The organism is Paenibacillus dokdonensis (genome assembly GCF_004916975.1).
GTDB classification, from domain to species: Bacteria; Bacillota; Bacilli; order Paenibacillales; family Paenibacillaceae; genus Paenibacillus_AQ; species Paenibacillus_AQ dokdonensis.
The window spans coordinates 286,668-309,849 of the sequence record NZ_STGQ01000001.1 but is presented as its reverse complement, the minus strand read 5'-3'; the positions used below and the strand labels follow the sequence as shown (position 1 = coordinate 309,849).

The following is a 23,182-nucleotide window of genomic DNA, read 5'->3' as shown; positions in this document are numbered from 1 at the left end:
GAGACAACCATGTACAAACTGATTGCCATCGACATTGACGATACGCTGATTAACGACGACAAGGAAGTAACCCCTGCTACGCAGCAGGCTTTGGAGCAAGCGGTAGCGAAGGATGTAGTCGTGACGCTGGCCACCGGCCGCGCTTATGCATCCGCCCAGAAAATCGCCCGTCAGACCGGACTAAACGTGCCGATCATTACGTATCAGGGTGCCCTGATCAAGAATCTGATGGATGAAAAAGTACTCTATGAACGTTATGTTCCTAAAAATGCCGCCCACAAGCTGTTCGAATACTGCATCGAGCGTAATCTGCATCTTCAGGTATACATTGATGATAAGCTGTATGCCCGGGAAGAAAATCAAAAGCTTAAAGACTACAGTGAGCTGAACCGTACGCCTTACTATATCGAACCGGACTTCGAGAAGCTGATTGCGCAAAAAACACCGAAAATGCTCATCATCGATGATCCGGCATATTTGGACGAGATCGCCCCAGTGCTGCGCGAGCTGCTTGGCAGCGAGGTTCATATCACCAAATCCAAACCGCATTTTCTCGAATTCATGCACTTCGAAGGCACCAAGGGACATGCCCTGACCTTCCTCGCCAACCATTTCAATGTTGATATGGCGCAGACGATGGCGCTTGGCGATTCCTGGAATGACCATGAAATGCTGGAAGCTGCGGGACTGGGCGTCGCCATGGGCAACGCCATTCAAGCGCTGAAGGATATCGCGGACTTCGTTACGCTCAGCAATAATGAGGACGGCGTGAAAGCTGCCATCGATAGGTTTGTATTGAATGCTTAAAAAAAAGACAGCCCGGCCATTCCAGGACCTATCCCTGAATGTGCCCGGCTGTCTTTTGTTCATCCGATTAATTTGCAGCCTTCGCCCGGTCCTTTCCTTTGTCGGATTCGCCGGCGTTTTGGGTGGCCGCATCCCGGTCAAGCTGCATCTCTTCAACGGTCTTTGCCTTCAGACGCGCCGCACCCGGATATCCTTCCCTCGTCGGAATCAGATGACCTGCAGCTAGCCGAACGGAGGCTTCGGCAATCGCTTCCCCGAACTGAGGCAGCCACCGTTCTTGCGCGACAAGCATTTCGTCGACCATCTGCCAGATTTCCTGCGGATTGCAGACGGCTCCCACCAGCGGATCCATCATAAACGCTTGCCGCAGCAGTTGGTCATTGCCCTGAACTGCCGCCTCAACAGCCAGCCGCTGTACCGAAATGCTCGCACTGCATACGGCTGCCGGACCCAATGGAAGCTCACCGACGACGGGCATGGAAATTCCGTTGCGGTCCACATACCCAGGGGCTTCAATCACGGCATCATCCGGAAGATTCGTAATGATTCCGCTGTTCACCATATTAAAGTGACCGCGGTATACGCGCCCGGTCTCGAGCCCTTCAATAATGTAAGAGCCATGTTCATGGCTGCGTTCTTCCTGCCTATAAGCCAACGGTTTATCCTTCATCCAATTGGGAAAGTCCGTTTCAAACCAGCGGCGTCCTTCGGTGCATACACGCAAATATCCCCCGGTTTCCCCGTTGATCCAGCTTCCCAGGTCGATCCAGTCGCCAATTTCGTCTGCCCGTTTGCGGTACCACGGCACATACTCGCTTAAATGTCCATTGGACTCCGTGCTGTAGTAGCCGAAACGGCGCAGCATATCGATTCGCACCTTTTCGGTGCGGCTGAATTCCGGATGTTTCTCGAAAGCCTCCAGCAGCTTACCGGTCAAATCCTCCCCGTTGTGGCGAATCCGGATATACCAAGTCTGGTGATTAATGCCCGCGCAAATGATATCTACTTCCTCCTGTTTCAAGCCGAACGCCTCGGCGATTTGCCAGTGTCCGCCTTGAACGCCATGACAAAGCCCGACCGTGCGGACGCCTCCATACTTGTTGCACGCCCATGTCAGCATCGCCATCGGATTCGCGTAATTGAGCAGCAGAACGTCTGGGGAAGCCGTCTCCCTGATATCCCGGCAAATGTTCAGCATCTCCGCGATACCGCGCTGGCCGTACATGATGCCTCCGGCGCAGAGGGTATCGCCGACGCATTGATCCACGCCGTATTTCAGAGGAATGTCCACATCCGTCGCAAACGCTTCAAGCCCGCCGACGCGAATCGTGCAAATCACATATTTGGCATCCTTCAACGCTTCTCTCCGGTCTGTTGTTGCTTGTATGGAAATATTCAAGCCGTTCTCCCGGATGTCCCTCTGGCACAGTTCGGTAACCATTTGCAGATTATGCGGATTAATATCCGTAAAAGCGACTTCCACATTATGAAATTCAGGAACGGATAACAGATCGCGCAGCAAGCCACGGGTAAACCCGATGCTTCCTGCCCCGATAAAAGAAATTTTGAATGACATGGCAAAACAGCCTCCTTCTAGATAAGTTGCCGGGAACACCCTGCATAGGGACATTGTAGCAACCTATCTTTGGAAAGCGTTATCAAATTCATAACCACTTTGTCTGCCAAGTGTCAACGATTCTCACTTTTCCCCTTCATCCAAATAACCTGATATACGGGAAGCTTTTCGGTATTCCACAGGAGTCCTTCCCGTATGCTTCTTAAACAGCATGTGCAAATACTGCCTGCTGCCGATGCCCACGTAATCAGCGATATCCGCGACCGGAATCTCGGTTTGGCGCAGCAGCATCGCCGTTTTATCCATCCGGTAATCCTTCAGGTATTCCATGATGGACAATCCCGTTTTTTGTTTAAAAATCCGCTGCAGGTAACCCGGGTGAAGCCGGACATGCTCGGCGACATCCTTCACCTGAATGCCGCGATCGTAGTTTTGGTACAAGAACTCGATACATTGCCGGACATACGTGCTCGGAGCATCTAACCCGGCTTCCGCAAACTCCTGATGCAGTCTAGCGACCCGAATCAGAAGCTGCGCCAGCATGAGCTGCGGCATAAGCTTCAGACCTGTTCCTGCCGCATCCAGTTCAATGACGAGACTTTTCAGCAACTGATGCACGTCATGAAATTCCCGGAACACCACGAACGGGGCCGGATTCCGGAAAAGAGCCTCCAGCGCAATCTCACGTCGCGCCAGTTCCCTCATCGAAGGAAGCACGCCCTCCCGTTCCACAAACCGGAATTCGATATTCAGCATCCGGCAGGAATCCGGTACGAGTAGACGGTGAGGAACGGTCCCATCAAGCAAAATAAAGCCGCCTTTCGCGAGCCGGACCACCGCTTCGTCTTCACCGGAAGGTAACAGTCCAACGGAACATTTCCCGTCGATCACGTACATAATTTCCGAGGAATCATGCGTATGAAATGCCATATCGAACCCGTTCCATTCTTTGAAATAATAGGCGCTGACTTCAGGACAGCAGTCCAAAAACATCAGCTTGCCAGGGAACAAACCACAGCTTGGCATGACGTATCCTCCTTCACCGGAAAGCATGGGAAGACTTTGTGCTTCTCCTTCGTTTTCATCTCCAGCCCCCTGTGCAGCAGCCAAGCTTTTAACGTAACTGAACCATTAATCCGCTGCGTGCCAGCATCACATTCGGCGGCAGCGCATAATCCGCCTCGATATCCACGTTATGGGACATATGCGTGTAGACGATCTTTCCCGGAGTCACCTCGGCGATCAGCTCCGCAGCTTCCACCATGTCATACACCGAGCGCGACGAATATAGGGCTGTTTCATGGTAAAAGCTTGTCCCGAGCACCAGCAGATCGAGATTATGCAGCGGCTTCTTTTCTTCCTCATTCAAACCGATCGAATCGGAGCAATATACCCAGCGGAAGCCTTCCTTTTCAAGGCGATAGGCATAGGAATACCCGTTGGCGCCATGGCATACCTTCCATCCGGAGATATTCCAGCCAGACAGCGCGATCCCCTCATCAACTGCTATTATTTTCATATGCCTCGCAAGCCATGGGAACTGCTTCAGGATCGTATCGATGACTTCCTGCGGAGCGTAGAGCTCCCCTTTTCGCCCCAGCCAGCGGCAGGCATCCGCCCACTCGGGAAGTCCGCCGATATGATCAAAGTGGGCATGTGTGACTAGAATCTTTTCAGCAAAACGCAGGCCCTGCATCTCCATCTGGCTGCGCCAATCCGGACCGCAATCGATCAAAAAATCACCATCCTGCCCCCGAATCATCACCAGTGAGCGCAGGCGGCGATTGCTTCCAGTCGTTCTGGCTTCCCCGCACACATCACAATCGCAATAGACCCGCGGTACCCCCATTGCATCACCGGTTCCCAAAAAAACTAAGGTATCCATGCTTCCATCTCCTCATCCGTTCGTCATTCTACTTCTCTATAGACTTTACCATCTGATAGTTGATGAGCGAAACCCCGCTGCGGATCACCGTTTGTTCCTTCACTACGCTGTATCCGTGCCGTTCAAAGAAAGGTTTCGCCGTAATGCTCGCTTCCGTAAACAGCTTAACCGCCCCAAGCCGGATTGCTTCAGCTTCAAGTGTCTTCAGGAGCGCTGTGGCAATCCCTTGTCTCTGATAACGGTGATGAACATACAATCTGTCAATATAACCTTCGTTTGTCATATCGCCAAATCCTGCGATGGTACCGGCAATTTCGGCGATATATGTAATATGACTTGCTAATGACCTTTCCCATACCAGCCGTTTAGCAGACTTGTCCCCAAGCGGTGCCCATGCATCAAGCTGCTCCCTGGTATAATCACGTGCGTTTATGGTATGAACCGTTTCATAGAATAGGTCGAGGATTGGGCCGGCATCCTGCACCTCAAATTTGCGAATCTGAATCATCATTTTATGATCTCCTTTACTCCAATCCCCTGGATGCATAATTTACGACCCGGAAATCACTTGGACTTTTCCCCGTGTGATCCTTGAATTTTTTATAGAACCAATCCAGTTGCCGGTATCCAACCTGCAGCGCAATTTCATATACCTTTTTCTCTGTCGTTTCCAGCAGCCGTTTGGCCTGCTCCATCCTGTATCCCATCAAATAATCATTGAACGAGATCCCTTCGTATAATTTAAAGATTCTTCCTAAGTACGAAGGGGTAATATAGAGCTGCTCCGCGATGCTTTTTAAGCTTAAATTGCTGCCGTAAGCTTCATTAATCATCTTTTTGACCTGCTGGACCGTCCTAAGCGGAGGAGAAGAGGGCGACTTGGAGGTATATTCAATAATATTCAAGCATTTCTGCTCCGTAAATTCAAACAGCTTTTCGATGGTTTTATACTCCATGATACTCTGGTAATCTCTTATACCTTCTTCAAAAAGACGATCTTCCTCACGTGCCTTCTCTTGGAGAAACTGAAATAGATGCACGAATAATTCAATGATCAGCGACTGAATTCTTTCTTTTGATACTTGCATGTCAATCAGTTCATTCATTTGCTTGAAAAGCAAGGAGTGGACAGCTGATGGATCACATTGGTTCACTGCTTCGAGTATAGAGGGAATCCACTGCGGTTCATTGTCTTCATATTTAGCACAAGTTACTGTTAACGAGTCATATGAAAGAATGGACGGGCCACCAACCATAAATTTCCTGTTGAGCACATTTTCCGTGAAATGGTAAGCTTCCATGATACAATCCATCGAATTAAAAATATTGGAGACACCAATCGTAACCGGTACTTTTGCAAACTTCGCCGTGAACTTATGGATAGACTGAGCCATTGCCAGGAGTTCTTCCTCACCAAAGGTCTCAGATTCTCCAAAAAGAACAATTCCATAACGTTCAGAGCTCTCCTCAAACAGCAGCCCTCTATGATGAAGCACCTCCTCAATAATATTACGGACTGCAAACCAGGCGACCCTGATTTCCGATTCGGTCCAATAAGCATCCGTAAGATCCGGATATTCCACTTCAATAATCATGCATCCAAATTTGCAGTATTTATCCAGCTCTATATTTATAAATCCAAACTGTTCTATGATTTCATTTTCTTTTAGATATCCTCTAACCCAGCTTTTAAGCAGCTGCTCTCTCATGGCGGGAATGCCCAGTTGCAGTTGTTTTTCACGTCTATGCTCATTTACCTGCTCATTTTTGACGCTCGTAATGACCTTGACCAGATCTTCCTGGGTCACGGGCTTGAGCAAATAATCCTTCACGCCTAGTTTAACGCATTCCCTCGCATACCCGAATTCCTCATAACCACTGACGACAACGACAGGAACGCTGGTGACTTGGCGCAGGGCTGCAATTAATTCCAAACCGTTGATCACCGGCATGAAAATATCCGTTATGACGAGCGAGTAATGGAAATGAGCCAGCATTTCAAGGGCTTGCGCCGCATTATTCGCCTCCCCCTTGATGGTATATCCGAACTCTTCCCAGTTGACCAAATGTTTCATCGCCTGTAATGCGCCAGGTTCATCATCAACCAGTAATACATTCATCATGATCGATCAACCCCCTGTGATTTACTTGGAGAGGTAATTTCATCGTAATCTTGGTACCGATGCCTAATTCACTTTCAATCTCGAGTCCATAATTCTCCCCAAACAGAATTTGCAGCCTGCGGTGAATATTACGGAGCCCAATATGCTTGTCTCCGGCTAGTTCCGGTTCTTCATGCAATTTTTCATAGATAAGCTGCCGAATATCATCAGAAAGACCTGAGCCATTATCTTCAACCGAGATCAGGCAGTCGCCGGAGCTTGTACTTGTTACTTCGATGGAAATCACGGTTATACCCATTTTTTTCTCCATCACATGAATGATGGCATTCTCCACGATCGTCTGCAGGGATAATCTCGGAATCAGAAGCTGGTCGGCTTCTACCTTTACATCGATTTCATAAATAAGTCTTTCTCCAAATCGTATTCCCTGAACGCGTAGATACGTATCTACAATTTCCAATTCCTCGCTTAGAGGTACAATCTGATCCTTCTTTTTCAGCAAATTCCGGAAGGATTGCGCGAACAATCGGACAATTTCCGCATTCTGCTGATCTCCCTTTGCTAACAAGCTTCCGCTGATGGCATGGAGCGTGTTAAACAAATAATGAGGGTTAATTTGCGCCTGCAGGGCATAAAGTTCGGACTCTTTGGTCTTTAACTGAAGCTCTTTTCTTTTCAGCTCCGATTTATAGTCATCTTCAATCAAGTTGTTTATCCGTACAATCATATCATTAAAAACACGGCCCAAATAACCGATTTCATCGTTCCCTTGAATTCCCCGAAGCGGCTCCAGCCGTTCCATATTCATCCGCCTGATCCCGTTAGCCATCAGAAACAGCCGCTTCGTCAAGCCGGTTGATACCATGTACAATAGGGCCAATGAGATCAATAATGCAATCAAGAACAGCCATATTGCAATTTGCTTCAGCTGATTGACCTTGGACAATAATCCATCCACCGGTATGATGGAAATCACTTGGATTCCATCCACGCTCCTGTGAGAATGCAAAGTCTGAAACATTAATAGGCCGGACTGCTCCTTCTCCTTGAACATCATATTACCGGAGCTCTGCCCCTTTAATGCATCGTAAAATGGTTCATCCTGAAGTTTCCCGCCATAATTCAGATTCTGACCCTCTCGATCCAATAATACCGTGCCATCCGATAATGAAACCATAAATCGCTGTGTCATATTTTCCTTTGCTATCAAATTATAGATAAGCCGGATATCGACATCCAGCGTCATATACAGATTAGCTTCGGGGTCCAGGTTATTCAATCGCTGCGACAACCGGAGTACTTGAGTGCCATTTTGTTCTCCCATTGACCAGCTTCTGAATTGCTTAGGATGTGACTTAAAGTCCAAGTACCACTTCTCCTGCTGTACATTCTTATCAATAGGACGAATGATACCAAGCTGCACGGTTGGATTATCCGAATATATCATCAATCTGCTTACTTCCTTCGAACCGCGAATCGACTTGGATAAAGGCTCAATAAAGTCGGCATACATGTAATAGGTTTCAGGCAAGGACGGATAATGGATCAATAGACGGTCTTGAAGTTCCTCGTTGGAGTAAATAAAATCAGCGATCTGCTCATATGACTGCAGCAAATTATCCATATTTTGCGATAACTGGGATACAGAATAATAAGCATTTTTTTCCGCTTCTTCATAGATGATGCGGCTGCTGTACTGCTGCATAAAATATGCCAGGGAAGCCAGCAGAATGGTAACCACCAGCATGTTAATGAAAAAGAATTTCGTCCGAATATTCATGATGTCATCCATCCTTCCTGTCCTCATGCGAAAATGCCCCACGTTTATTTACAAACGTGAGGCCGAGTTCATATTTATTTGGTTCCTACGGATTGATCATACTGATCCATATATCCTTTCCATAGTTTCGTCCATGTTTCTTCCACCTTTTGGCGTCCAGCCGCATCCACTTGTCCCGTATAACCCGTCCACATTTTTTCGAATTCCTGATCATCTTTGGCAAACACGATCTTCGGAATCTCCTTTAAATAAATTTGACTTATGCGCTTTAATTCCAATTTATGTTCTTCTGGTTCGTTCAATTGCCAGATATAAGCAGGAACCGTCTCCAATTTGGGAAGAAAATCTGCCCAAACCTCTTTACCGTATTTCGCCAAAATTTCTTTTGTATCCGGATCGTAGTTGCTCTTGACATAATCTTTTGTTAATGGTGTGGCATAGTCCCCGTCATCAAGCAGAGAGCCATTGCCGAAGGAAAATACAGTATACGGACCCGAAGGGCCATCCTTGATGCCGGCATCCGGATTCTCCTTGATTTTTTTCAAATAGTCATCTGTGCGAACGCGTTTGCCGTCCTTCACTTCATAGTTCTCACCCTCCACTCCCCAGTTGATCAGCTTTTGTCCTTCATCACTGAACAAGAAGTCAATAAATTCAATAATCCGTTCAGGGTGCTTGGCTTTTTTCGATATTGCCCAGTTATTATTAGAGTTCGTTGGCGTTTTCGTATTATTATGATCTACCGTTTGTTCGTCGAATAAGAGAGGAAGGCTTGCGTACTGCTTGTCTCCTTTACCGGAAGAGCGCAATGCTGTTTCCGAGTCACCTAAAGTCCATGCTGGAAAAAATCCAGCCATCACCGAACCTTGGGCTAATTTTGCTTGCGACATTTCTGCATTCATCGTGAAGAATTCTTTATCCAATAGGCCCGCATTAAACACTTTGTTTAAAAACTGAGTATACTTTTTTATCGAATCCGATACTAGGCTAAGAGATACAGTATTGTCGCTGTCCACTAAAAAATTTCCATTGTCGGGTAATCCCGCAGCCGTAAAGGAGGGATTATTCGTTAAAAAGCCTGGTTCGGCAGAGCCACCGTATCCTGAAAATGGAATATTGTTCTCACCGTCTTCTGTCTTTGGATGTTTCTGATAATAATCCTGAATCAGCGTATAGAGTTGATCCAACGTTTTAACCTCAGGGTAACCCGCTTCTTTTAATACATCATAACGGATGATAAAGTTCGCTTCTTTATTAGCCGAGGTTTCCGTAGCAAGGTTAGGACTGTACAGGGAATAGATATGACCATCCGTATCCTTTAACAGATTATAATACTTGCCGAATTTCTTTTTAATATTAGGGCCGTATTGATCAATCAAATCCTCCAGCGGTATGATCGCGCCGGCATCACGATATTTTCCAATATGTCTCGGCTGTAAATAAAGCACATCCGGATAATCTTCACCCGCGAGCCAGAGATCCATTTTCTGACTACGATCCCCTACGATGGGAACATAGTCAAAAGAGACTCCGGTTTGCTCGGTCAATTTCTTGGAAACGTTGTTATCCCATGTCTCTTTGGAACTCAGCACATCGATGGTGTAATGAATCGGAGATTTGTCTCCGGCTGCCGGGTTTCCACTGGTCCCGTCTTGCTTGGATTCCTTGCTTCCCCCACATGCGGCAAGAACACTTGCCATTAAGCATAAGCTGAGCAGAATCACATACGTTTTTTTCATCCAAAGTCCCTTCCTTCTCTGCTTTTATTCTTTCATGGCTCCAACCATAATTCCCTTGATGAAATACCTTTGCATAAACGGATACACGAGCAAAATCGGAATCGTGACGATGATCGTCATACTTGCACGAATGGACTGTGGTGTTGTCACCTTCAGCATTTCCTCATCCACTTTGCCAGAGGCGCTGGCGCTTGCCGAAATTTGCTGCGTGGACTCCGTTAAAATTTTCATCAATTCGTATTGCAGAACCGATAAAGACTGCTTGCTGTTATACAAATAATTATCAAACCATGAATTCCAATGACCGACTGCGACGAACAATGTGATGGTTGCGATCACCGGCATACTGATCGGGATGATGACCCGAAATAAAATACTGAAGTCATTGGCTCCGTCGATCCTGGCCGATTCCATCAACCCTTCAGGCAACTGCTCAAAGTAGCTGCGGATAATAATCACATTAAAAGCCCCGATCAATCCCGGTATGATATAGACCCAAAAGGTGTTATTCATGTGGAGGTTCTTAATCAGGACATAAAACGGGATCAAACCGCCGTTCACATACAAGCTGAAAATAATAATAATGTTAAACAATTTCCGTAGTAAAAACTCACGTCTGCTGAGCGTATAAGCGAGCATCATCGTGCATATAAGCGATAAAAACGTACCGACGAGTGTTCTGATAACGGATAAGATCGCTGCTGAATACAGCTCATGATTCTGAAATATGATTTTGTAATTGTTTAACGAGAACACCCGGGGAAATACATATATGCCGCCTTTGATCGCATCGACAGAATCATTCAGGGATATTGCGAGCAAATTGACGAATGGATATAAGGTTATCACGCCAAGCAGCATTAAAAACAGGTAGTTCATCGTTTCAAACCAGAAATCGCCTGCATTTTTCCGGATTAGCATGGATGGCCCCTCCTTTCTGCGCTTAAAATACGTGGGATTGTCCAAACTTTTTGGCGATTTTGTTCACGCCGAGCACGAGCAGGATGCTGATGACCGATTTAAACATGCTGATGGCAACGCCGTAGGAATATTCCCCAATGCCGAATGAATAATCGAGGGCATACAAATCAAGAACCTGTGAGTAATCCTGCACCAGACTGTTCCCCAGAAGCATCTGCGACTCATAACCGCCAGCAACCAGATTCCCCGTGTTCAGGATGAGCAGCATGACGGCTGTTGGCATAAGTCCAGGTATCGAGATATGCAGCATTTTCTGAAATCGGTTCGCTCCATCAACCTCGGCGGCTTCATAGGTTTCCGAATTTAGTCCTACGAGAACGGCCAGGTAAATGATTGTGCTCCAACCGAGCTCCTTCCATAACCCCGCCAGCGTATGTATGACCCAAAACCATTCTCCCTTGGCCATAAAAGAGATGGGCTCCTTCACGAATCCCCATTTCATAAGGAGATCATTCACAATTCCCCCGCTTGGAGAGAGTGTGACAAGAACGATATTCGCAATAACGACCCAAGAGACAAAATGAGGGATATACGTGATGGTCTGAATGGTCCGTTTAAAAAACCGGGCTCTCACTTCATTAAGAAGCAGCGCTAAAATAATGGATCCAAAAAAACCGGTAATCAGACTCATCAGGCTCATCGCCAGCGTATTTCTCAGCACTTTAAAAAAGGTGCCATCCTGAAATAATTGCGTGAATTGGTCGAACCCTACAAACTTGCTTCCAAACACGCCTTTACCCGGAGAGTATTGTTGAAACGCCATAATCCAGCCCCATAAAGGCACATAACTAAATAAAATCAGAAGCGCCACAAACGGTACGGACATCAGTAAAAGCTGATATTGCAAGGCGAGTTTTCGGAAATATCCTTTTCGGATGACCCCTCGCTGACTCGTTAAAGATGAATGATGCGTATTACTCATGTAAGCTCACCCCTTTGAAATGCCATTTTAAGTCTCCCTAACGGACAGAGATTATGACGTCCTTTGCGCGGAATTGAGAACACTGTGCCGAGACCGTGATCAATCCTTTGCCCTGTGCCCGAATCCAAACGGCGATGCATCCGCCAATCAGAGCCGTGCGATGCGGACCGATGATCTCACCCGGACCACTGATCGTAAAATCAATGTATTCGGGAATAAAGGGAAGCACATTATCCACTTGATCGACCAAGGTGTAGACGATTCTTGTCGCGTCCGGACGATCCGAATCCAGTTCCAGATCATCCGCCTCAGCTCTGAGTTTCGTAGGGACCGGATCCCGGCTGAATTTTCTTCGAATGATTTCTTTGCCTGAGACATATCCGGCGAACTCAGCGTCATGCCAGTGGTCGCCCCATTCGCCTTCAATTCGCGAAATCACGACCGGGGGATAATCAACGCCTGGATATTGCTCCCGTTCCGGTTTAAAGGTCCCTTTGTATGTCCCTCCAATGTACAGCAGGACTTCATCACAGTTTGTGAAAATAACAAGCGGTCTGATTCCGCCTCCGCTTCGCTCGCCTCTTGTCCATAGTGTCATGGGTTCAAGAACGGCTTCTTTGCGCGGATCGTCTTGGCTCCGGTAGAAAGCCGCAGCAAATTTGGGAATTCTGAACATGTCCATAACGCCGTGGTAGCAAATACGGTCACCGGAACCGAATCCGAAATGCGTATTGTAATCGAACGCGCACCAGCCAATGGCACCGGAAATATGCGGGTCTTTCCCGGCTGCGTGATGAACCCAAAGGTGGCGCATCGCGTGTTCAACCAGTCGTTCTTCCTGGTCAAAGCGTTTCGTTGGATACATATGGCCATTGAACTCCGTTACCAGATAAGGCACATATCGATCCAGTCCGGTAACTTCTTTCTGATCACGAAGAGCGATCTCTTCTCCGGTATGGATAAAATCATTCATGGAGTAAACATCCTCCAACAGTTCGCTCGATGTGATGCAGCGGACTCCCGTGGTTTGCCGGCTTGGATCCAATTCATGGGCAATCCGATTTGTCTCACTGTAAAAATCATGATCGTCTCCGGACTCATTAATGCGGATCCCCCATATGAACACGGAAGGACGGTTCCAGTCCCGTTCAATCATTTCCCGGACATGCGTGCAGGCAGCCTCTTTCCACTTCTCATCCCCGATATGCTGCCATCCGGGGATTTCCTCGAATACCAGCAATCCGATTTCATCGCAGCGGTCCAGGAAATGCCTGGATTGCGGATAATGCGATGTCCGGACCACGTTCAGCTTCAGCTGGTATTTTAAAAGTTCCGCGTCTTTTTTCTGCACTCTTTCAGGCATCGCATATCCGACATAAGGAAATGATTGATGGCGGTTTAGTCCCCGCAGCTTCAGGTTTCGGCCATTCAAATAAAAACCGTCTTCTCTCATCGCCACATCGCGAAAGCCGATTCTGGTCGTATAGATATCGCTTGCCACGCCCGGAGCCGAACATTCGAATTCAATCTCATACAAATGGGGATGCTCCAGATCCCATAATTGAATATGTCCTAAATCACTGATCGAAAAGTCAGCCCTGCTATTCCCTTGATCCGCCTTGACGTTCACTCGACGCTCCAGCAAATAACCTTCAGGCCCTTTTAAACGAACGTTAACCAGCATGTCTTCTGCCGCTGCCGTTCCATTGTTCATGAATAAGGAAATATCCAATTTCCTATTTTCATCTAACACATCTGCTGCTCTCACAAATACATTTTCGATAAAAATGGGATCTACGATCCGAAGTGCTGCCTCGCGGTAGATTCCGCCATACGTCAAATAATCAATTTCATAACCGAAAGGGGGGATATCATCCCGTTCCCTGGAATCGACAACGACCGTCAATTCGTTTGAAGCTGTATAATCAACGCAATCGGTAATTTCAAATGAAAAAGGCGTGTAGCCACCTTTATGATCACCTACATTGTGACCGTTTACATAAACGTCTGCATAGGATGCAACCCCTTCAAAATCAACAAAGACTCTCTTCCCTTTGTATGCCGGCTGTATCGTGAATTCTTTTCTATAACAAGAAATAAATTGATATAAGGTCTCATTGAAATAATTGTAAGGCAGCATGATATTCGTATGCGGTAAGCTTACTGATTCGTATTCCGCAGCATCCCATTCATTCAATGAAGTACCCTCATTAAAATGGCTGCAATATTTCCAATCCTTGTACAAATTAATGATTGTTCTAGTCATGTCTCTTCCATCCTCCTCCTAACACTCCTATTATCATCTACGCTGTATAGGGGGACAACCATATGGATTATCACTTCGTACCCTAGTAAATGCACCTTTTGCAGAGAGTGACCACTTATCCGAAATGATTCTAGAATAAAAAAAGAAACCCTGAGTCCGTAAAAGGACCGGGTTTCCCGATATGTTAAACTTAGCAAATCCATACCTCTCAGATCACTTACAGTCCGGCGAGAACCTGATACCATATCCCTTTTTTGGAGTACAGGGTTTGACGAACTTGATCCCAGCCTCCCAAGTAGGAAATATCGAAGAGGCCGGCAGGAACCTGGAATCTTCCTTCATTCGCTTTCAGGATCTCTTCATTCACCGGGCGGAAGCCGTAATCCGCAAAGACGGACTGCGCCTCTTTACTCCGGAGATAGTTCACAAAAGCCTCAGCGACCTTGCGTGTACCATGCTGATCGGCATACTTATCGACAACCGCTGCGGGATTTTCAATCTTGATGGTGTACTCCGGGGTAATCACATCATATTTTTTCCCCTGCCTGATCCGGGCAAGCAGTTCATTCTCGTATGTAACCACCACATCGCCTACGCCATATTCAAAAGCAGCCATCGACGCTCTACCGCTCTTGTCCAGCGACTCGACGTTCCGGTGGACCTTCTCCAGAAAGGTCTTGGCGTAAGCCGGATCCTTCGTTCCTTGCTTCTCCGACAGTTTGAGTCCCGCACCATAGATGGCGTTGATATCCCACTGTGCCCCGCCTGATGTTTGGAGGTTCGGGAAAAGCACCTTAACGCCCGGTTTGGCCAGATCCTCAAAGTCATGGATGCCAAGCGGATTGCCTTCCCGCGTGCCCAACACAACGATAGAACGCGTAACCATGCCTTGATCCGGTGTTTCCCTCCACTTTTTGCTGATGAGACCAGCCCTTACCAGCTTGTCGACATCGCCCTCCATCGCGAGCAGCGTCACATCCGCCTCGAAGCCGCCGATAATAGCCCTTGCCTGGGTTCCGGAGGCTTCATAGGACTCCTGAAATTTTACCGTTTGTCCGGTCTTCGCCTTCCACTCCTGCTGGAACTTCGGCAGAATGTCCGCAAGTGCATCCTTGGCGATGCTGTATGCACCAATGACGAGCGTGACTTCCTTGCCGTCTGCTGACGCGGCCGACGCCTGCTTGGCAGGATCTCCGCCGCAGCCCGAGAGGATGACGGACATCAGCAGAAGGAAGCTGACCATACTTGCCATATATAAGTTAAACCGGCCTCGGGATTGTTTCATATGTGCTTCCTCCTGTGAACCAATACTTATTTTCATAACAATTGGCCAATGAGTATGCCAAGCATGATCCTCTGAAAGCTTCGAACGATTTATTGGCCATGTGAATGAGGCCGCTCCGCGTACGGATCATTCTTCCGATCGCTGTTGTCTCCCAATTTCTTGATCTTATTATAAAAGGTAGGAATTCTGAGACAAAGGCGAACGCTAACGCTTCTTCAGAACGATTCCGTCCCCTCCGCTACGATTGCGCAATGAATGATAACTTCGAGCATAGAGATTATTACGCCCTTACTACTTGCTTCATACACAAATCTATTTCCCTATGTTCAGCTTATTCTAAATCCAATCAGCCAAGCATTGCCTAAATAATCACAGGCATCGGATCGACCTTAAGCCGATTCTCCTCCATCCAGCTCCGCTCATTATTGAACAAGTACGCACGATGCACCAGCACTCTTACATGCTGTCCCGGCGTCAGCGCAGGCTTCTCCAGCGAACGGTAGGTCATCAGCTTATGGCTGCCGACCTCAACCTCTACCATCCACTCGCTTCCGCGGAAATGCAGTCGATGCACGACGCCTTCCTCCGTGACGGAGAGCATTTTGAATTCATGCGCCTCCCCTACCTCGATATATTCCGGCCGAATCAGCGCCCGCATCTCTGAACCGGAGCCCGCTTCCTCAAAGCCCTTTAGCTCAGAGACATCATCGATCATCGTGGATTCGCCGATAAATGAAGCGACAAATGGTGTTTTCGGCTCCTTGTAAATATCCCATGGCGTTCCCTTCTGTTCCAGACGCCCATGGCTCATGATCATAATTTCATCGGCAACCTCAATCGCCTCATCCTGGTCATGGGTCACAAAAATGGAGGTGATGCCTACCCGCTCAATCAGCTCGCGCAGCCAGGAGCGCAGCTCCTGCCTGATTTTCGCATCGATGGCGGCAAAAGGCTCATCCAGCAGCAGCAGCTGCGGCTCGGGTGCAAGCGCCCGGGCAAAAGCGACACGCTGCCGCTGTCCGCCGGAAAGCTGATGGGGATAACGCTTTTCAAAGCCCGATAGACCGGTCAGCTCCACCAGCTCCATCACGCGTTCCTTTAAGGCTGACTTCGCGACCTTTTTTACCTTCAGCCCAAAAGCGATATTATCGTACACCGTCATATGCTTGAACAGCGCATAGTTTTGAAACACAAAGCCGATCCCGCGCTCCTGCGGCAGCAAATGATTGACCAGCTCACCATGGAAGCGTATTTCCCCGTCGTCTGGCTGCTCTAGTCCGGCAAGCATCCGCAGGACGGAGGTTTTGCCGCCTCCGCTTGGACCAAGAAGACCGATCAAATGGCCTTTCGCAATGTCGAAGCTCACATCATTGACAGCATGAAACTCTCCAAAATGCTTGTTTAAACCACGGACCTCAATATGCATATCAGTGCACTCCCCTTCTTTTTTTCGCCCATTCCATCATCTGCATCAGCCCTATGGAGAACGCCGCCAATACCAGTGCCGCACCGTTGGCTGAGGTAACATTAAAATTCTCGACATCCTGATAGATCAGTGTCGTCGCGGTCTGCGTACGGTTAATGATGTTGCCTGAAACGACCAGCACGGCACCGAACTCCCCCAAGGCACGGGCAATCGTCAGCACCACACCATATATAACAGCCCAGCGGATGGAGGGCCAGGTGACCTTCCAGAACGTTGTCCAGCTGTAAGCGCCAAGCGTTGAAGCCGCCTCCTCCTGCTGGGTTCCGATTTCCTGAAGGACAGGCATGACCTCGCGAACCATCAGCGGAAAGGTAACGAACAGCGTCGCAATCACCATTCCCGGGAATGCATATACAATTTTGAATCCGATATGATCGAAGAAAGTTCCCGCCGCGCTTCCCGGACCAAGCAGCAGCACGATCATTAAGCCACCGATAACCGGCGACACGGCGTATGGAAGATCAACGATGCTGTTCAGCAGTCGTCTCAGCCCCCTGCTCATCCAGGTGCCACGCACAAGATAGACTGCGGTCATCATCCCAAGCAGCGTATTTAACAGTGTGACCGTCACAACAACGAGCGCTGTCATCATAAATGCATGCAGAGCCTCTGGCCGCGACAATGCCGCACCGAGCTCACCCAGTCCGCCGCTGAAGGCGGCCAGCGTCATTTTACCCAGCGGAATAATCAAGAGTACGGTAAAAACAGCGTAGGTTAGTGCAATCCAAAGCTTGTTCATAGGTTTTTCCCCCGTGTTTGTACCCAGTTCACGACCCATAGAATAACAAAGGAAAGCGTCAAGAGCAGCACCGACACCGCCGCCGCTCCCGCTGTATTATCGCTTTCAACCTCTCCGTATATATAGACCGAAGCGACCAGCGTCCGGCCCGGAATATTTCCGGCAACCAGTACCACCGCGCCAAATTCGGCCAACGCCCTGGAAAAGGCAAGCATACCGCCGCTCAGGATACCGGGCATCATGGACGGAAGCACCACTTGGAAAAAGACCTTCACGCCTGATGCTCCAAGCGTTCGTGCTGCCTCTTCCTCGGAAGGATCTATCTCCTCCAGCAGCGGCTGAACCGCGCGAATGACAAACGGGAAAGTGACGAACACCATCGCGATAATAATTGCCGGCGGGTGGAATACAATCTCAAAACCCAGAGCTTCAGCAGCTTTACCCACCCAGCTCACAGGTCCCAACAACAGCAGGATCATTAGCCCTCCCACAGCGGTAGGCAAGGCAAAAGGCAGATCCACTAAACTGTTCAGCAGTGATCTTCCCGGAAAACGGCAGCGCACCAGCACCCAGCTAATCATCGTGCCGATCAGGATATTCGCGACCGCTGCCGTAAGAGCCAGTCGGACGGTCAGCAGGACCGCCTTCCAGGCAATAGGATCCGTGATACTATCCACAAACAAATTCCAGCCTTCGGAAAGGGAATGGTAGTATACACCCAGCAAAGGAAGGATGACCAGCAGCATAAAATACAACAGAAGGGTGCTGCGGAACCCCCATGTCCAGCCTTTATGACGCAGCAGTGTATTCATACGCCTCTCCCCCCGCCTACTTGAATCGGTCATACACAAATCAGTCATTGTCAAAACGATTATTTAATCTTACAATTAAGTTAATTCCTATTTGTATACTTGGTTTTATACTTGCTTAAGAGATACTTTACCAAAAACTGTCTGTCATCGTCAATATATAAGTTGGAATGAATTATTCGTACTTTGCAGCGTTTAAAATGGGGTATACATATATTAGCGGCTATTTTTAGAAAATAACGTCATTAGGCGTATTCTCACTGAAGGATGCATTCTGTATTCCTTAATCATAGGATTGGGTTCGAGAATAAGAGAGGAGAATCTACATGCTGTATACACTTGAGCTGGCCACAACAGGCCGTGATGAAATGAGGGATATTACGCGGGAATTGATATCACTTGTTCATAAGAGCGGAGTTAAGGAGGGTACCGTACTGATCTATTGTCCCCATACAACCGCCGGGATTGCAATTAACGAGAATGCGGATCCGGACGTAAAGCGGGATGTGCTGATGCGCCTTGATGAGGTATATCCATGGAAACACCCCAAATACCGGCATGCTGAAGGTAACACCGCCTCCCACCTGAAGTCCATTACCTGCGGTCCCTCCCAAACCGTTATTATTACCGAAGGTGAATTGCTGCTGGGCCGCTGGCAGGGCATTTATTTTTGCGAGTTTGACGGCCCCCGCCGCAGACAATACCATGTAAAGATCATGCAGGGATAGACAGGTAGTCAAATAAGCTGGACAAAACAAAACTGGCGTCGGGGTTCAGGCAATCCTGCCTATCCCCTTCACCATCCAAGAGGTATGCTTTTACGCAATACCAATTCAACGCTATAAAGTATATATCTGCAAAGAAACGGCTACCGCAGACCCTCACAGCATATTTTCACATGCGTTATCGCTGCGGGTTTAACTTCCTCAAAGGTGACTCGATCCTGAATGTAATAGGATATGAAGCCGTGCATGGCCAAAAAAAGTGTCAGCGGCAAGTTTCGGCAAAAATCCGGACCGTGCGTGTCTTCATTCATGTAACGGCGCACGATGGATGCAAACAATTCCAAACAGCGCCCCTGCTCTGTCCGACAATAGGACAACAGCTCCTCATCCCGGATCATGAACATAATTTCATACTGGTACGGATGATCCAGACCGAAACGAATAAACTCGATCATCAGCTGCTCCACCTTCGTTAAATCCTGAACGGGAGAAGCCTTGATGACTTTGTTCAGCTGAACCGCAAGATTGTTGAAGTCCTCCACGACAATGGCGTAAAACAGCTCCGCCTTTTCCTTAAAATGATAATACAAGGAACCATGACTATAACCTAAATGCTGACCTATACTGCGCATGGAGATTGCCCTGTAGCCCTTTGTGACGAACAAATGTCTGGCTGCTTCCAGAATCCTCTCCCTGGATAACTCCTGTTCCACTGCTCTTCTTGCCATAGACCTTATTCCCCTTCAGTAAAATAAAGCTGCTCACCCTCCGTAACCAGAGATTGACCCTGAGTCAGATCAACCATCCACGACATAAACTCCTGAGTCTCCGCATCGGGCGGCAGGCATTCCAGCGTCACCTTGTCGGTAAAGCGGGTTTCCCCCATACGCACCTCGCGATTCCGAAGCTCATTTTCAACCTTGCCTAGCCACGTATAATCTAATTCTACAAAAATTTGACGATGAAGTACACGAGTAATCGCTTCCCCTGCCTCAATGGCTGCCACAGCGCCATCGGTGTAAGCACGAATGAGTCCGCCGGCACCCAGCATAATTCCGCCAAAGTAACGGGTGACTACAACTGCCACATTTTTCAGGCCTTGGTGGCGGATCACCTCAAGAATCGGCTTGCCCGCAGTTCCGCTGGGCTCCCCGTCATCCGACTGTTTCTGGATTTCGTCACGCTCACCGATCATGTATGCAAAACAGTTATGCGTCGCGTTCCAGTGCTTTTTCCGGATATCCTCGATAAAAGCGTTTGCATCCTCTTCGCTTTCTACCGGCATAATGTGACCGATAAACCGCGATTTCTTGATTACGATTTCCTTGTCGCCGCTTTTTCGAACGGTACGGTAACGATCTATCATCCCTTAACCCTTTCCCTGTTTGAAAAGAAAGCAGTCCCCCGTGTAATCCTCAACCGGTGAACTGCTTCCTTCAGCCTTATGTCTATTCTCAGTAGTCTTCGTTATTCAGAAAGTCTGGCTTCCAGATCAGCCTTCTCTTTTTCATAGCCTGGTTTGCCAAGCAATGCGAACATATTTTTCTTGTAAGCTTCAACGCCCGGCTGATCGAATGGATTCACGCCTGACAGATAACCGCTGATGCCGCAAGCTTTTTCAAAGAAATAAACCAGATATCCAAAAGAATATGGTGTCAGATCAGGCACAGTTACAATCAGGTTTGGAACCTGTCCATCGGTGTGAGCCAGCATGGTGCCTTGGAAAGCCTTTTTATTCACGAAATCCATCGTTTTGCCTTCCAGGAAGTTCAATCCGTCCAGATCATCGGGATCACTCTCGATGGTAATTTCATGAGCAACCTTCTCCACCTGAATGATGGTTTCGAAAATATTCCGGCTGCCTTCCTGGATGAATTGACCCATGGAGTGCAGATCTGTGGAGAAATCAACGGAAGCTGGATAAATACCTTTATAATCCTTGCCTTCGCTCTCTCCGAAAAGCTGCTTCCACCATTCCGATACATAATGCAGGGCAGGCTCGTAGTTTACGAGAATTTCAATCGCTTTGCCTTTACGGTACAGGGCATTACGAACGGCAGCATATTGGTAGGCTTGGTTCTCAGAAACATTCGGGTTGCTGAATTCCTTGGAAGCATCAGCCGCACCCTTCATCATATCATCAATATTGATGCCGGCAGTAGCGATTGGCAGAAGACCAACAGCTGTCAGTACGGAATAGCGTCCACCCACGTCATCCGGAATAATAAAGGATTCATAGCCTTCTGCTGTTGCGAGTGTTTTGAGCGCGCCTTTTTCCTTATCCGTTGTTGCGTAGATACGTTTTTTGGCTTCTTCCTTACCGTATTTCTTCTCCAAAGCTGCGCGGAAAATGCGGAATGCGATTGCAGGCTCTGTCGTTGTACCGGATTTGGAAATCACGTTAACGGAGAAATCCTTGCCTTCCACCAGATCAAGCAAATGTGTAACATAAGTCGAGCTGATGTTGTTGCCGGCAAAATAAATTTCAGGCGTTTTACGCTTGTCCTTCGGCAAGTAGTTATAGAAGGAATGCGACAGTGCTTCGATGGCTGCACGTGCACCAAGGTAAGAACCACCGATTCCGATGACAATCAGAACATCCGAGTCGCTTTGGATTTTGCTTGCTGCTTTTTGAATCCGTGCAAATTCCTCTTTATCATATGCGCTTGGAAGGTCGATCCATCCGAGATAGTCGGAACCTGCACCGGTTTTGTTATGTAGCTGCTCGTGAGCCAGCTTGATCGGTTCTGCAAAATAGTCCACTTCATGTTGGTTGATGAATTCGAGGGCTTTACTGTAATCAAATTTCAATGGGTTAGACATCTGTCGTTACCTCCTGGTTTCATCTCTACTCTACACTCCGAAAAAATAGCTTTAGAATAGGATACTGTAATTTCCTGATACTAGCAAGCATGAGAAAAAGTCTATCGGCGCGTATTCACAGCAGGCAGACCGCTTTTGACGGAGCCTTTCACGGAAGCAGTCCCTCATGGTGTACCCGCAAGCCTCATGGTAAAATAGACAAGGCTACTAAATTTCAGGGATTCACACATACTTTTTCAATAAAAGAACTGTGTGCGTGATCCTCATTCTGATAGAAAAGGTGATCACATGAAAAAGATAGGCTTTGTCGGACTGGGAACCATGGGAGCGCCAATGACTTCCAATCTGCTTAAAAAAGGTTTTGAAGTGACCGTATACAACCGCACAGCTTCCAAATGCGAACCGCTTGTTGCAGAAGGCGCAGCATCGGCTGCTACTCCGCGGGAAGCTTCCGCAGGCCGCGATGTTGTCATCACGATGGTCAGCAATGACGATTCCATCCGTGAAGTATTTTACGGTGAAAACGGCATCCTGAATTCGCTTGAACCGGGCATGACGGTCATTGACTCCAGCACGATTTCTCCGGGACTCGTCAAAGAGCTCGCCGCTGCTATCCAGGAAAAGGGTGCTGAATTCCTCGATGCGCCGGTAACCGGCAGCAAACCGGCGGCTGTGGACGGGACACTCGTATTTATGGTCGGTGGCGAAGCTTCCACCCTGGAAAGCTCTTCCGACATTTTTGACACACTTGGTAAAAAGGTCATTCATATGGGACCCAACGGCAGCGGCTCCGTAGCCAAGCTGGCGCATAATACCATGGTCGGCATCAATAACCTGGCTTTGGCCGAAGGTTTTGCAATTGCCACCAAGTCAGGTATTCCTGCAGACAACTTCCTTGAGCTCGTTCAGCTCGGCTCTGCAGGCAGCAAAGCAGCTGATCTCAAAGGCCGTAAAATTATTGAAGCAGACTTCAGCAACCAGTTCTCTCTGGCTTTGATGCTGAAGGATCTGAAGCTTGCTTCTTCCCTGACCGATAGCTCCGGGATTCCAACCCCTCTGCTCAATCTGACCAAGAACCTGTTCCAGGCCGGTCAGACCCAAGGGTATGGCGACGAAGATCTCTCCGCCGTTGTCAAATGCTATGAGGCTTGGATCGGACAAACTATCGGCGGCAAGCCGCTGCAATAAGTTTGACTTGTATCGATCTAAACTATTCATACAGCAGGTAACGATCTG

Annotated in this window: 20 protein-coding genes; 3 read left to right on the top strand and 17 right to left on the bottom strand. The window is 48.0% G+C overall.

Annotated features, from left to right (window positions below):
- The first annotated feature begins 9 nt into the window (after nt 1-9).
- Nucleotides 10-807 (top strand): Cof-type HAD-IIB family hydrolase, encoded by a 798-nt coding sequence (locus E6W40_RS01575; RefSeq protein WP_136603869.1) that lies wholly within the window; start codon nt 10-12, stop codon nt 805-807.
- A gap of 67 nt (nt 808-874) precedes the next feature.
- Here E6W40_RS01575 and melA read toward each other — a convergent pair whose 3' ends face one another.
- From melA to cysT, 14 genes are all read right to left on the bottom strand, one after another.
- Nucleotides 875-2,383, bottom strand: a complete 1,509-nt coding sequence (gene melA, locus E6W40_RS01570; RefSeq protein WP_136603868.1) for an alpha-glucosidase/alpha-galactosidase — start codon at nt 2,381-2,383, stop codon at nt 875-877.
- Between the two features lie 123 nt (nt 2,384-2,506).
- Entirely contained in the window at nt 2,507-3,409 is a 903-nt protein-coding gene (locus E6W40_RS01565; RefSeq protein WP_246072795.1) for an AraC family transcriptional regulator, read from the bottom strand.
- An 88-nt stretch (nt 3,410-3,497) separates the two neighbouring features.
- On the bottom strand, nt 3,498-4,268 hold the full coding sequence (locus E6W40_RS01560; protein WP_136603867.1) for an MBL fold metallo-hydrolase: 771 nt from the start codon (nt 4,266-4,268) through the stop codon (nt 3,498-3,500).
- Nucleotides 4,269-4,296: 28 nt separating this feature from the next.
- Nucleotides 4,297-4,776, bottom strand: a complete 480-nt coding sequence (locus E6W40_RS01555; protein WP_136606779.1) for a GNAT family N-acetyltransferase — start codon at nt 4,774-4,776, stop codon at nt 4,297-4,299.
- Nucleotides 4,777-4,792: 16 nt separating this feature from the next.
- The gene (locus E6W40_RS01550; protein WP_136603866.1) at nt 4,793-6,391 is read right to left on the bottom strand and encodes a response regulator transcription factor; all 1,599 of its coding nucleotides are present in this window, start codon (nt 6,389-6,391) and stop codon (nt 4,793-4,795) included.
- Entirely contained in the window at nt 6,369-8,171 is a 1,803-nt protein-coding gene (locus E6W40_RS01545; protein WP_168928796.1) for a sensor histidine kinase, read from the bottom strand. Before E6W40_RS01545 ends, E6W40_RS01550 begins: the two co-directional genes overlap by 23 nt.
- Nucleotides 8,172-8,245: 74 nt before the next feature.
- Nucleotides 8,246-9,910: an extracellular solute-binding protein gene (locus tag E6W40_RS01540; RefSeq protein WP_136603864.1), complete on the bottom strand. Its 1,665-nt coding sequence runs from the start codon at nt 9,908-9,910 to the stop codon at nt 8,246-8,248.
- A 24-nt stretch (nt 9,911-9,934) separates the two neighbouring features.
- Nucleotides 9,935-10,831: a carbohydrate ABC transporter permease gene (locus E6W40_RS01535; RefSeq protein WP_136603863.1), complete on the bottom strand. Its 897-nt coding sequence runs from the start codon at nt 10,829-10,831 to the stop codon at nt 9,935-9,937.
- A 22-nt stretch (nt 10,832-10,853) separates the two neighbouring features.
- Complete coding sequence (locus E6W40_RS01530) at nt 10,854-11,813, bottom strand: ABC transporter permease (RefSeq protein WP_136603862.1); 960 nt, start codon at nt 11,811-11,813, stop codon at nt 10,854-10,856.
- Nucleotides 11,814-11,850: 37 nt separating this feature from the next.
- Nucleotides 11,851-14,079: a glycoside hydrolase family 2 protein gene (locus E6W40_RS01525; RefSeq protein WP_136603861.1), complete on the bottom strand. Its 2,229-nt coding sequence runs from the start codon at nt 14,077-14,079 to the stop codon at nt 11,851-11,853.
- A gap of 217 nt (nt 14,080-14,296) precedes the next feature.
- On the bottom strand, nt 14,297-15,364 hold the full coding sequence (locus E6W40_RS01520; protein WP_136603860.1) for a sulfate ABC transporter substrate-binding protein: 1,068 nt from the start codon (nt 15,362-15,364) through the stop codon (nt 14,297-14,299).
- Between the two features lie 361 nt (nt 15,365-15,725).
- A complete protein-coding gene (locus E6W40_RS01515; RefSeq protein WP_136603859.1) occupies nt 15,726-16,790 on the bottom strand; it encodes a sulfate/molybdate ABC transporter ATP-binding protein in 1,065 nt (354 codons plus the stop codon).
- A 1-nt stretch (nt 16,791) separates the two neighbouring features.
- Entirely contained in the window at nt 16,792-17,589 is a 798-nt protein-coding gene (locus E6W40_RS01510; protein ID WP_136603858.1) for a sulfate ABC transporter permease subunit, read from the bottom strand.
- Nucleotides 17,586-18,401, bottom strand: a complete 816-nt coding sequence (gene cysT / locus E6W40_RS01505) for a sulfate ABC transporter permease subunit CysT (protein WP_136603857.1) — start codon at nt 18,399-18,401, stop codon at nt 17,586-17,588. Before cysT ends, E6W40_RS01510 begins: the two co-directional genes overlap by 4 nt.
- 323 nt (nt 18,402-18,724) lie before the next feature.
- Here cysT and E6W40_RS01500 point away from each other — a divergent pair, with 323 nt between their 5' ends.
- The gene (locus E6W40_RS01500; protein ID WP_136603856.1) at nt 18,725-19,126 is read left to right on the top strand and encodes a secondary thiamine-phosphate synthase enzyme YjbQ; all 402 of its coding nucleotides are present in this window, start codon (nt 18,725-18,727) and stop codon (nt 19,124-19,126) included.
- 140 nt (nt 19,127-19,266) lie between these two features.
- Here the strand turns inward: E6W40_RS01500 and E6W40_RS01495 are convergent, their stop codons facing one another.
- From E6W40_RS01495 to E6W40_RS01485, 3 genes are all read right to left on the bottom strand, one after another.
- Entirely contained in the window at nt 19,267-19,851 is a 585-nt protein-coding gene (locus E6W40_RS01495) for a TetR/AcrR family transcriptional regulator (protein ID WP_136603855.1), read from the bottom strand.
- A 5-nt stretch (nt 19,852-19,856) separates the two neighbouring features.
- Nucleotides 19,857-20,489 carry a YigZ family protein gene (locus tag E6W40_RS01490; protein ID WP_136603854.1) on the bottom strand — a complete coding sequence of 211 codons (633 nt, stop codon included), beginning with the start codon at nt 20,487-20,489 and terminating at the stop codon, nt 19,857-19,859.
- Between the two features lie 101 nt (nt 20,490-20,590).
- Nucleotides 20,591-21,946 carry a glucose-6-phosphate isomerase gene (locus tag E6W40_RS01485; RefSeq protein ID WP_136603853.1) on the bottom strand — a complete coding sequence of 452 codons (1,356 nt, stop codon included), beginning with the start codon at nt 21,944-21,946 and terminating at the stop codon, nt 20,591-20,593.
- 288 nt (nt 21,947-22,234) lie between these two features.
- Between E6W40_RS01485 and E6W40_RS01480 the strand changes: the two genes are divergently transcribed.
- Nucleotides 22,235-23,134, top strand: coding sequence for an NAD(P)-dependent oxidoreductase (locus E6W40_RS01480; protein WP_136603852.1), 900 nt, complete (start codon nt 22,235-22,237; stop codon nt 23,132-23,134).
- Nucleotides 23,135-23,182: the final 48 nt, after the last annotated feature.

Excerpts from the sequence above, each read along its gene's own strand:
- cysT (WP_136603857.1), bottom strand. The coding sequence starts at position 18,401 with ATGAATACACTGCTGCGTCATAAAGGCTGGACATGGGGGTTCCGCAGC.
- melA (WP_136603868.1), bottom strand. The coding sequence starts at position 2,383 with ATGTCATTCAAAATTTCTTTTATCGGGGCAGGAAGCATCGGGTTTACC.
- E6W40_RS01515 (WP_136603859.1), bottom strand. The coding sequence starts at position 16,790 with ATGCATATTGAGGTCCGTGGTTTAAACAAGCATTTTGGAGAGTTTCAT.
- E6W40_RS01530 (WP_136603862.1), bottom strand. The coding sequence starts at position 11,813 with ATGAGTAATACGCATCATTCATCTTTAACGAGTCAGCGAGGGGTCATC.
- E6W40_RS01520 (WP_136603860.1), bottom strand. The coding sequence starts at position 15,364 with ATGAAACAATCCCGAGGCCGGTTTAACTTATATATGGCAAGTATGGTC.
- E6W40_RS01545 (WP_168928796.1), bottom strand. The coding sequence starts at position 8,171 with ATGAATATTCGGACGAAATTCTTTTTCATTAACATGCTGGTGGTTACC.
- E6W40_RS01490 (WP_136603854.1), bottom strand. The coding sequence starts at position 20,489 with ATGATAGATCGTTACCGTACCGTTCGAAAAAGCGGCGACAAGGAAATC.
- E6W40_RS01525 (WP_136603861.1), bottom strand. The coding sequence starts at position 14,079 with ATGACTAGAACAATCATTAATTTGTACAAGGATTGGAAATATTGCAGC.
- E6W40_RS01480 (WP_136603852.1), top strand. The coding sequence starts at position 22,235 with ATGAAAAAGATAGGCTTTGTCGGACTGGGAACCATGGGAGCGCCAATG.
- E6W40_RS01575 (WP_136603869.1), top strand. The coding sequence starts at position 10 with ATGTACAAACTGATTGCCATCGACATTGACGATACGCTGATTAACGAC.
- E6W40_RS01560 (WP_136603867.1), bottom strand. The coding sequence starts at position 4,268 with ATGGATACCTTAGTTTTTTTGGGAACCGGTGATGCAATGGGGGTACCG.
- E6W40_RS01555 (WP_136606779.1), bottom strand. The coding sequence starts at position 4,776 with ATGATTCAGATTCGCAAATTTGAGGTGCAGGATGCCGGCCCAATCCTC.
- E6W40_RS01540 (WP_136603864.1), bottom strand. The coding sequence starts at position 9,910 with ATGAAAAAAACGTATGTGATTCTGCTCAGCTTATGCTTAATGGCAAGT.
- E6W40_RS01500 (WP_136603856.1), top strand. The coding sequence starts at position 18,725 with ATGCTGTATACACTTGAGCTGGCCACAACAGGCCGTGATGAAATGAGG.
- E6W40_RS01550 (WP_136603866.1), bottom strand. The coding sequence starts at position 6,391 with ATGATGAATGTATTACTGGTTGATGATGAACCTGGCGCATTACAGGCG.
- E6W40_RS01535 (WP_136603863.1), bottom strand. The coding sequence starts at position 10,831 with ATGCTAATCCGGAAAAATGCAGGCGATTTCTGGTTTGAAACGATGAAC.
- E6W40_RS01510 (WP_136603858.1), bottom strand. The coding sequence starts at position 17,589 with ATGAACAAGCTTTGGATTGCACTAACCTACGCTGTTTTTACCGTACTC.
- E6W40_RS01495 (WP_136603855.1), bottom strand. The coding sequence starts at position 19,851 with ATGGCAAGAAGAGCAGTGGAACAGGAGTTATCCAGGGAGAGGATTCTG.
- E6W40_RS01485 (WP_136603853.1), bottom strand. The coding sequence starts at position 21,946 with ATGTCTAACCCATTGAAATTTGATTACAGTAAAGCCCTCGAATTCATC.
- E6W40_RS01565 (WP_246072795.1), bottom strand. The coding sequence starts at position 3,409 with ATGCCAAGCTGTGGTTTGTTCCCTGGCAAGCTGATGTTTTTGGACTGC.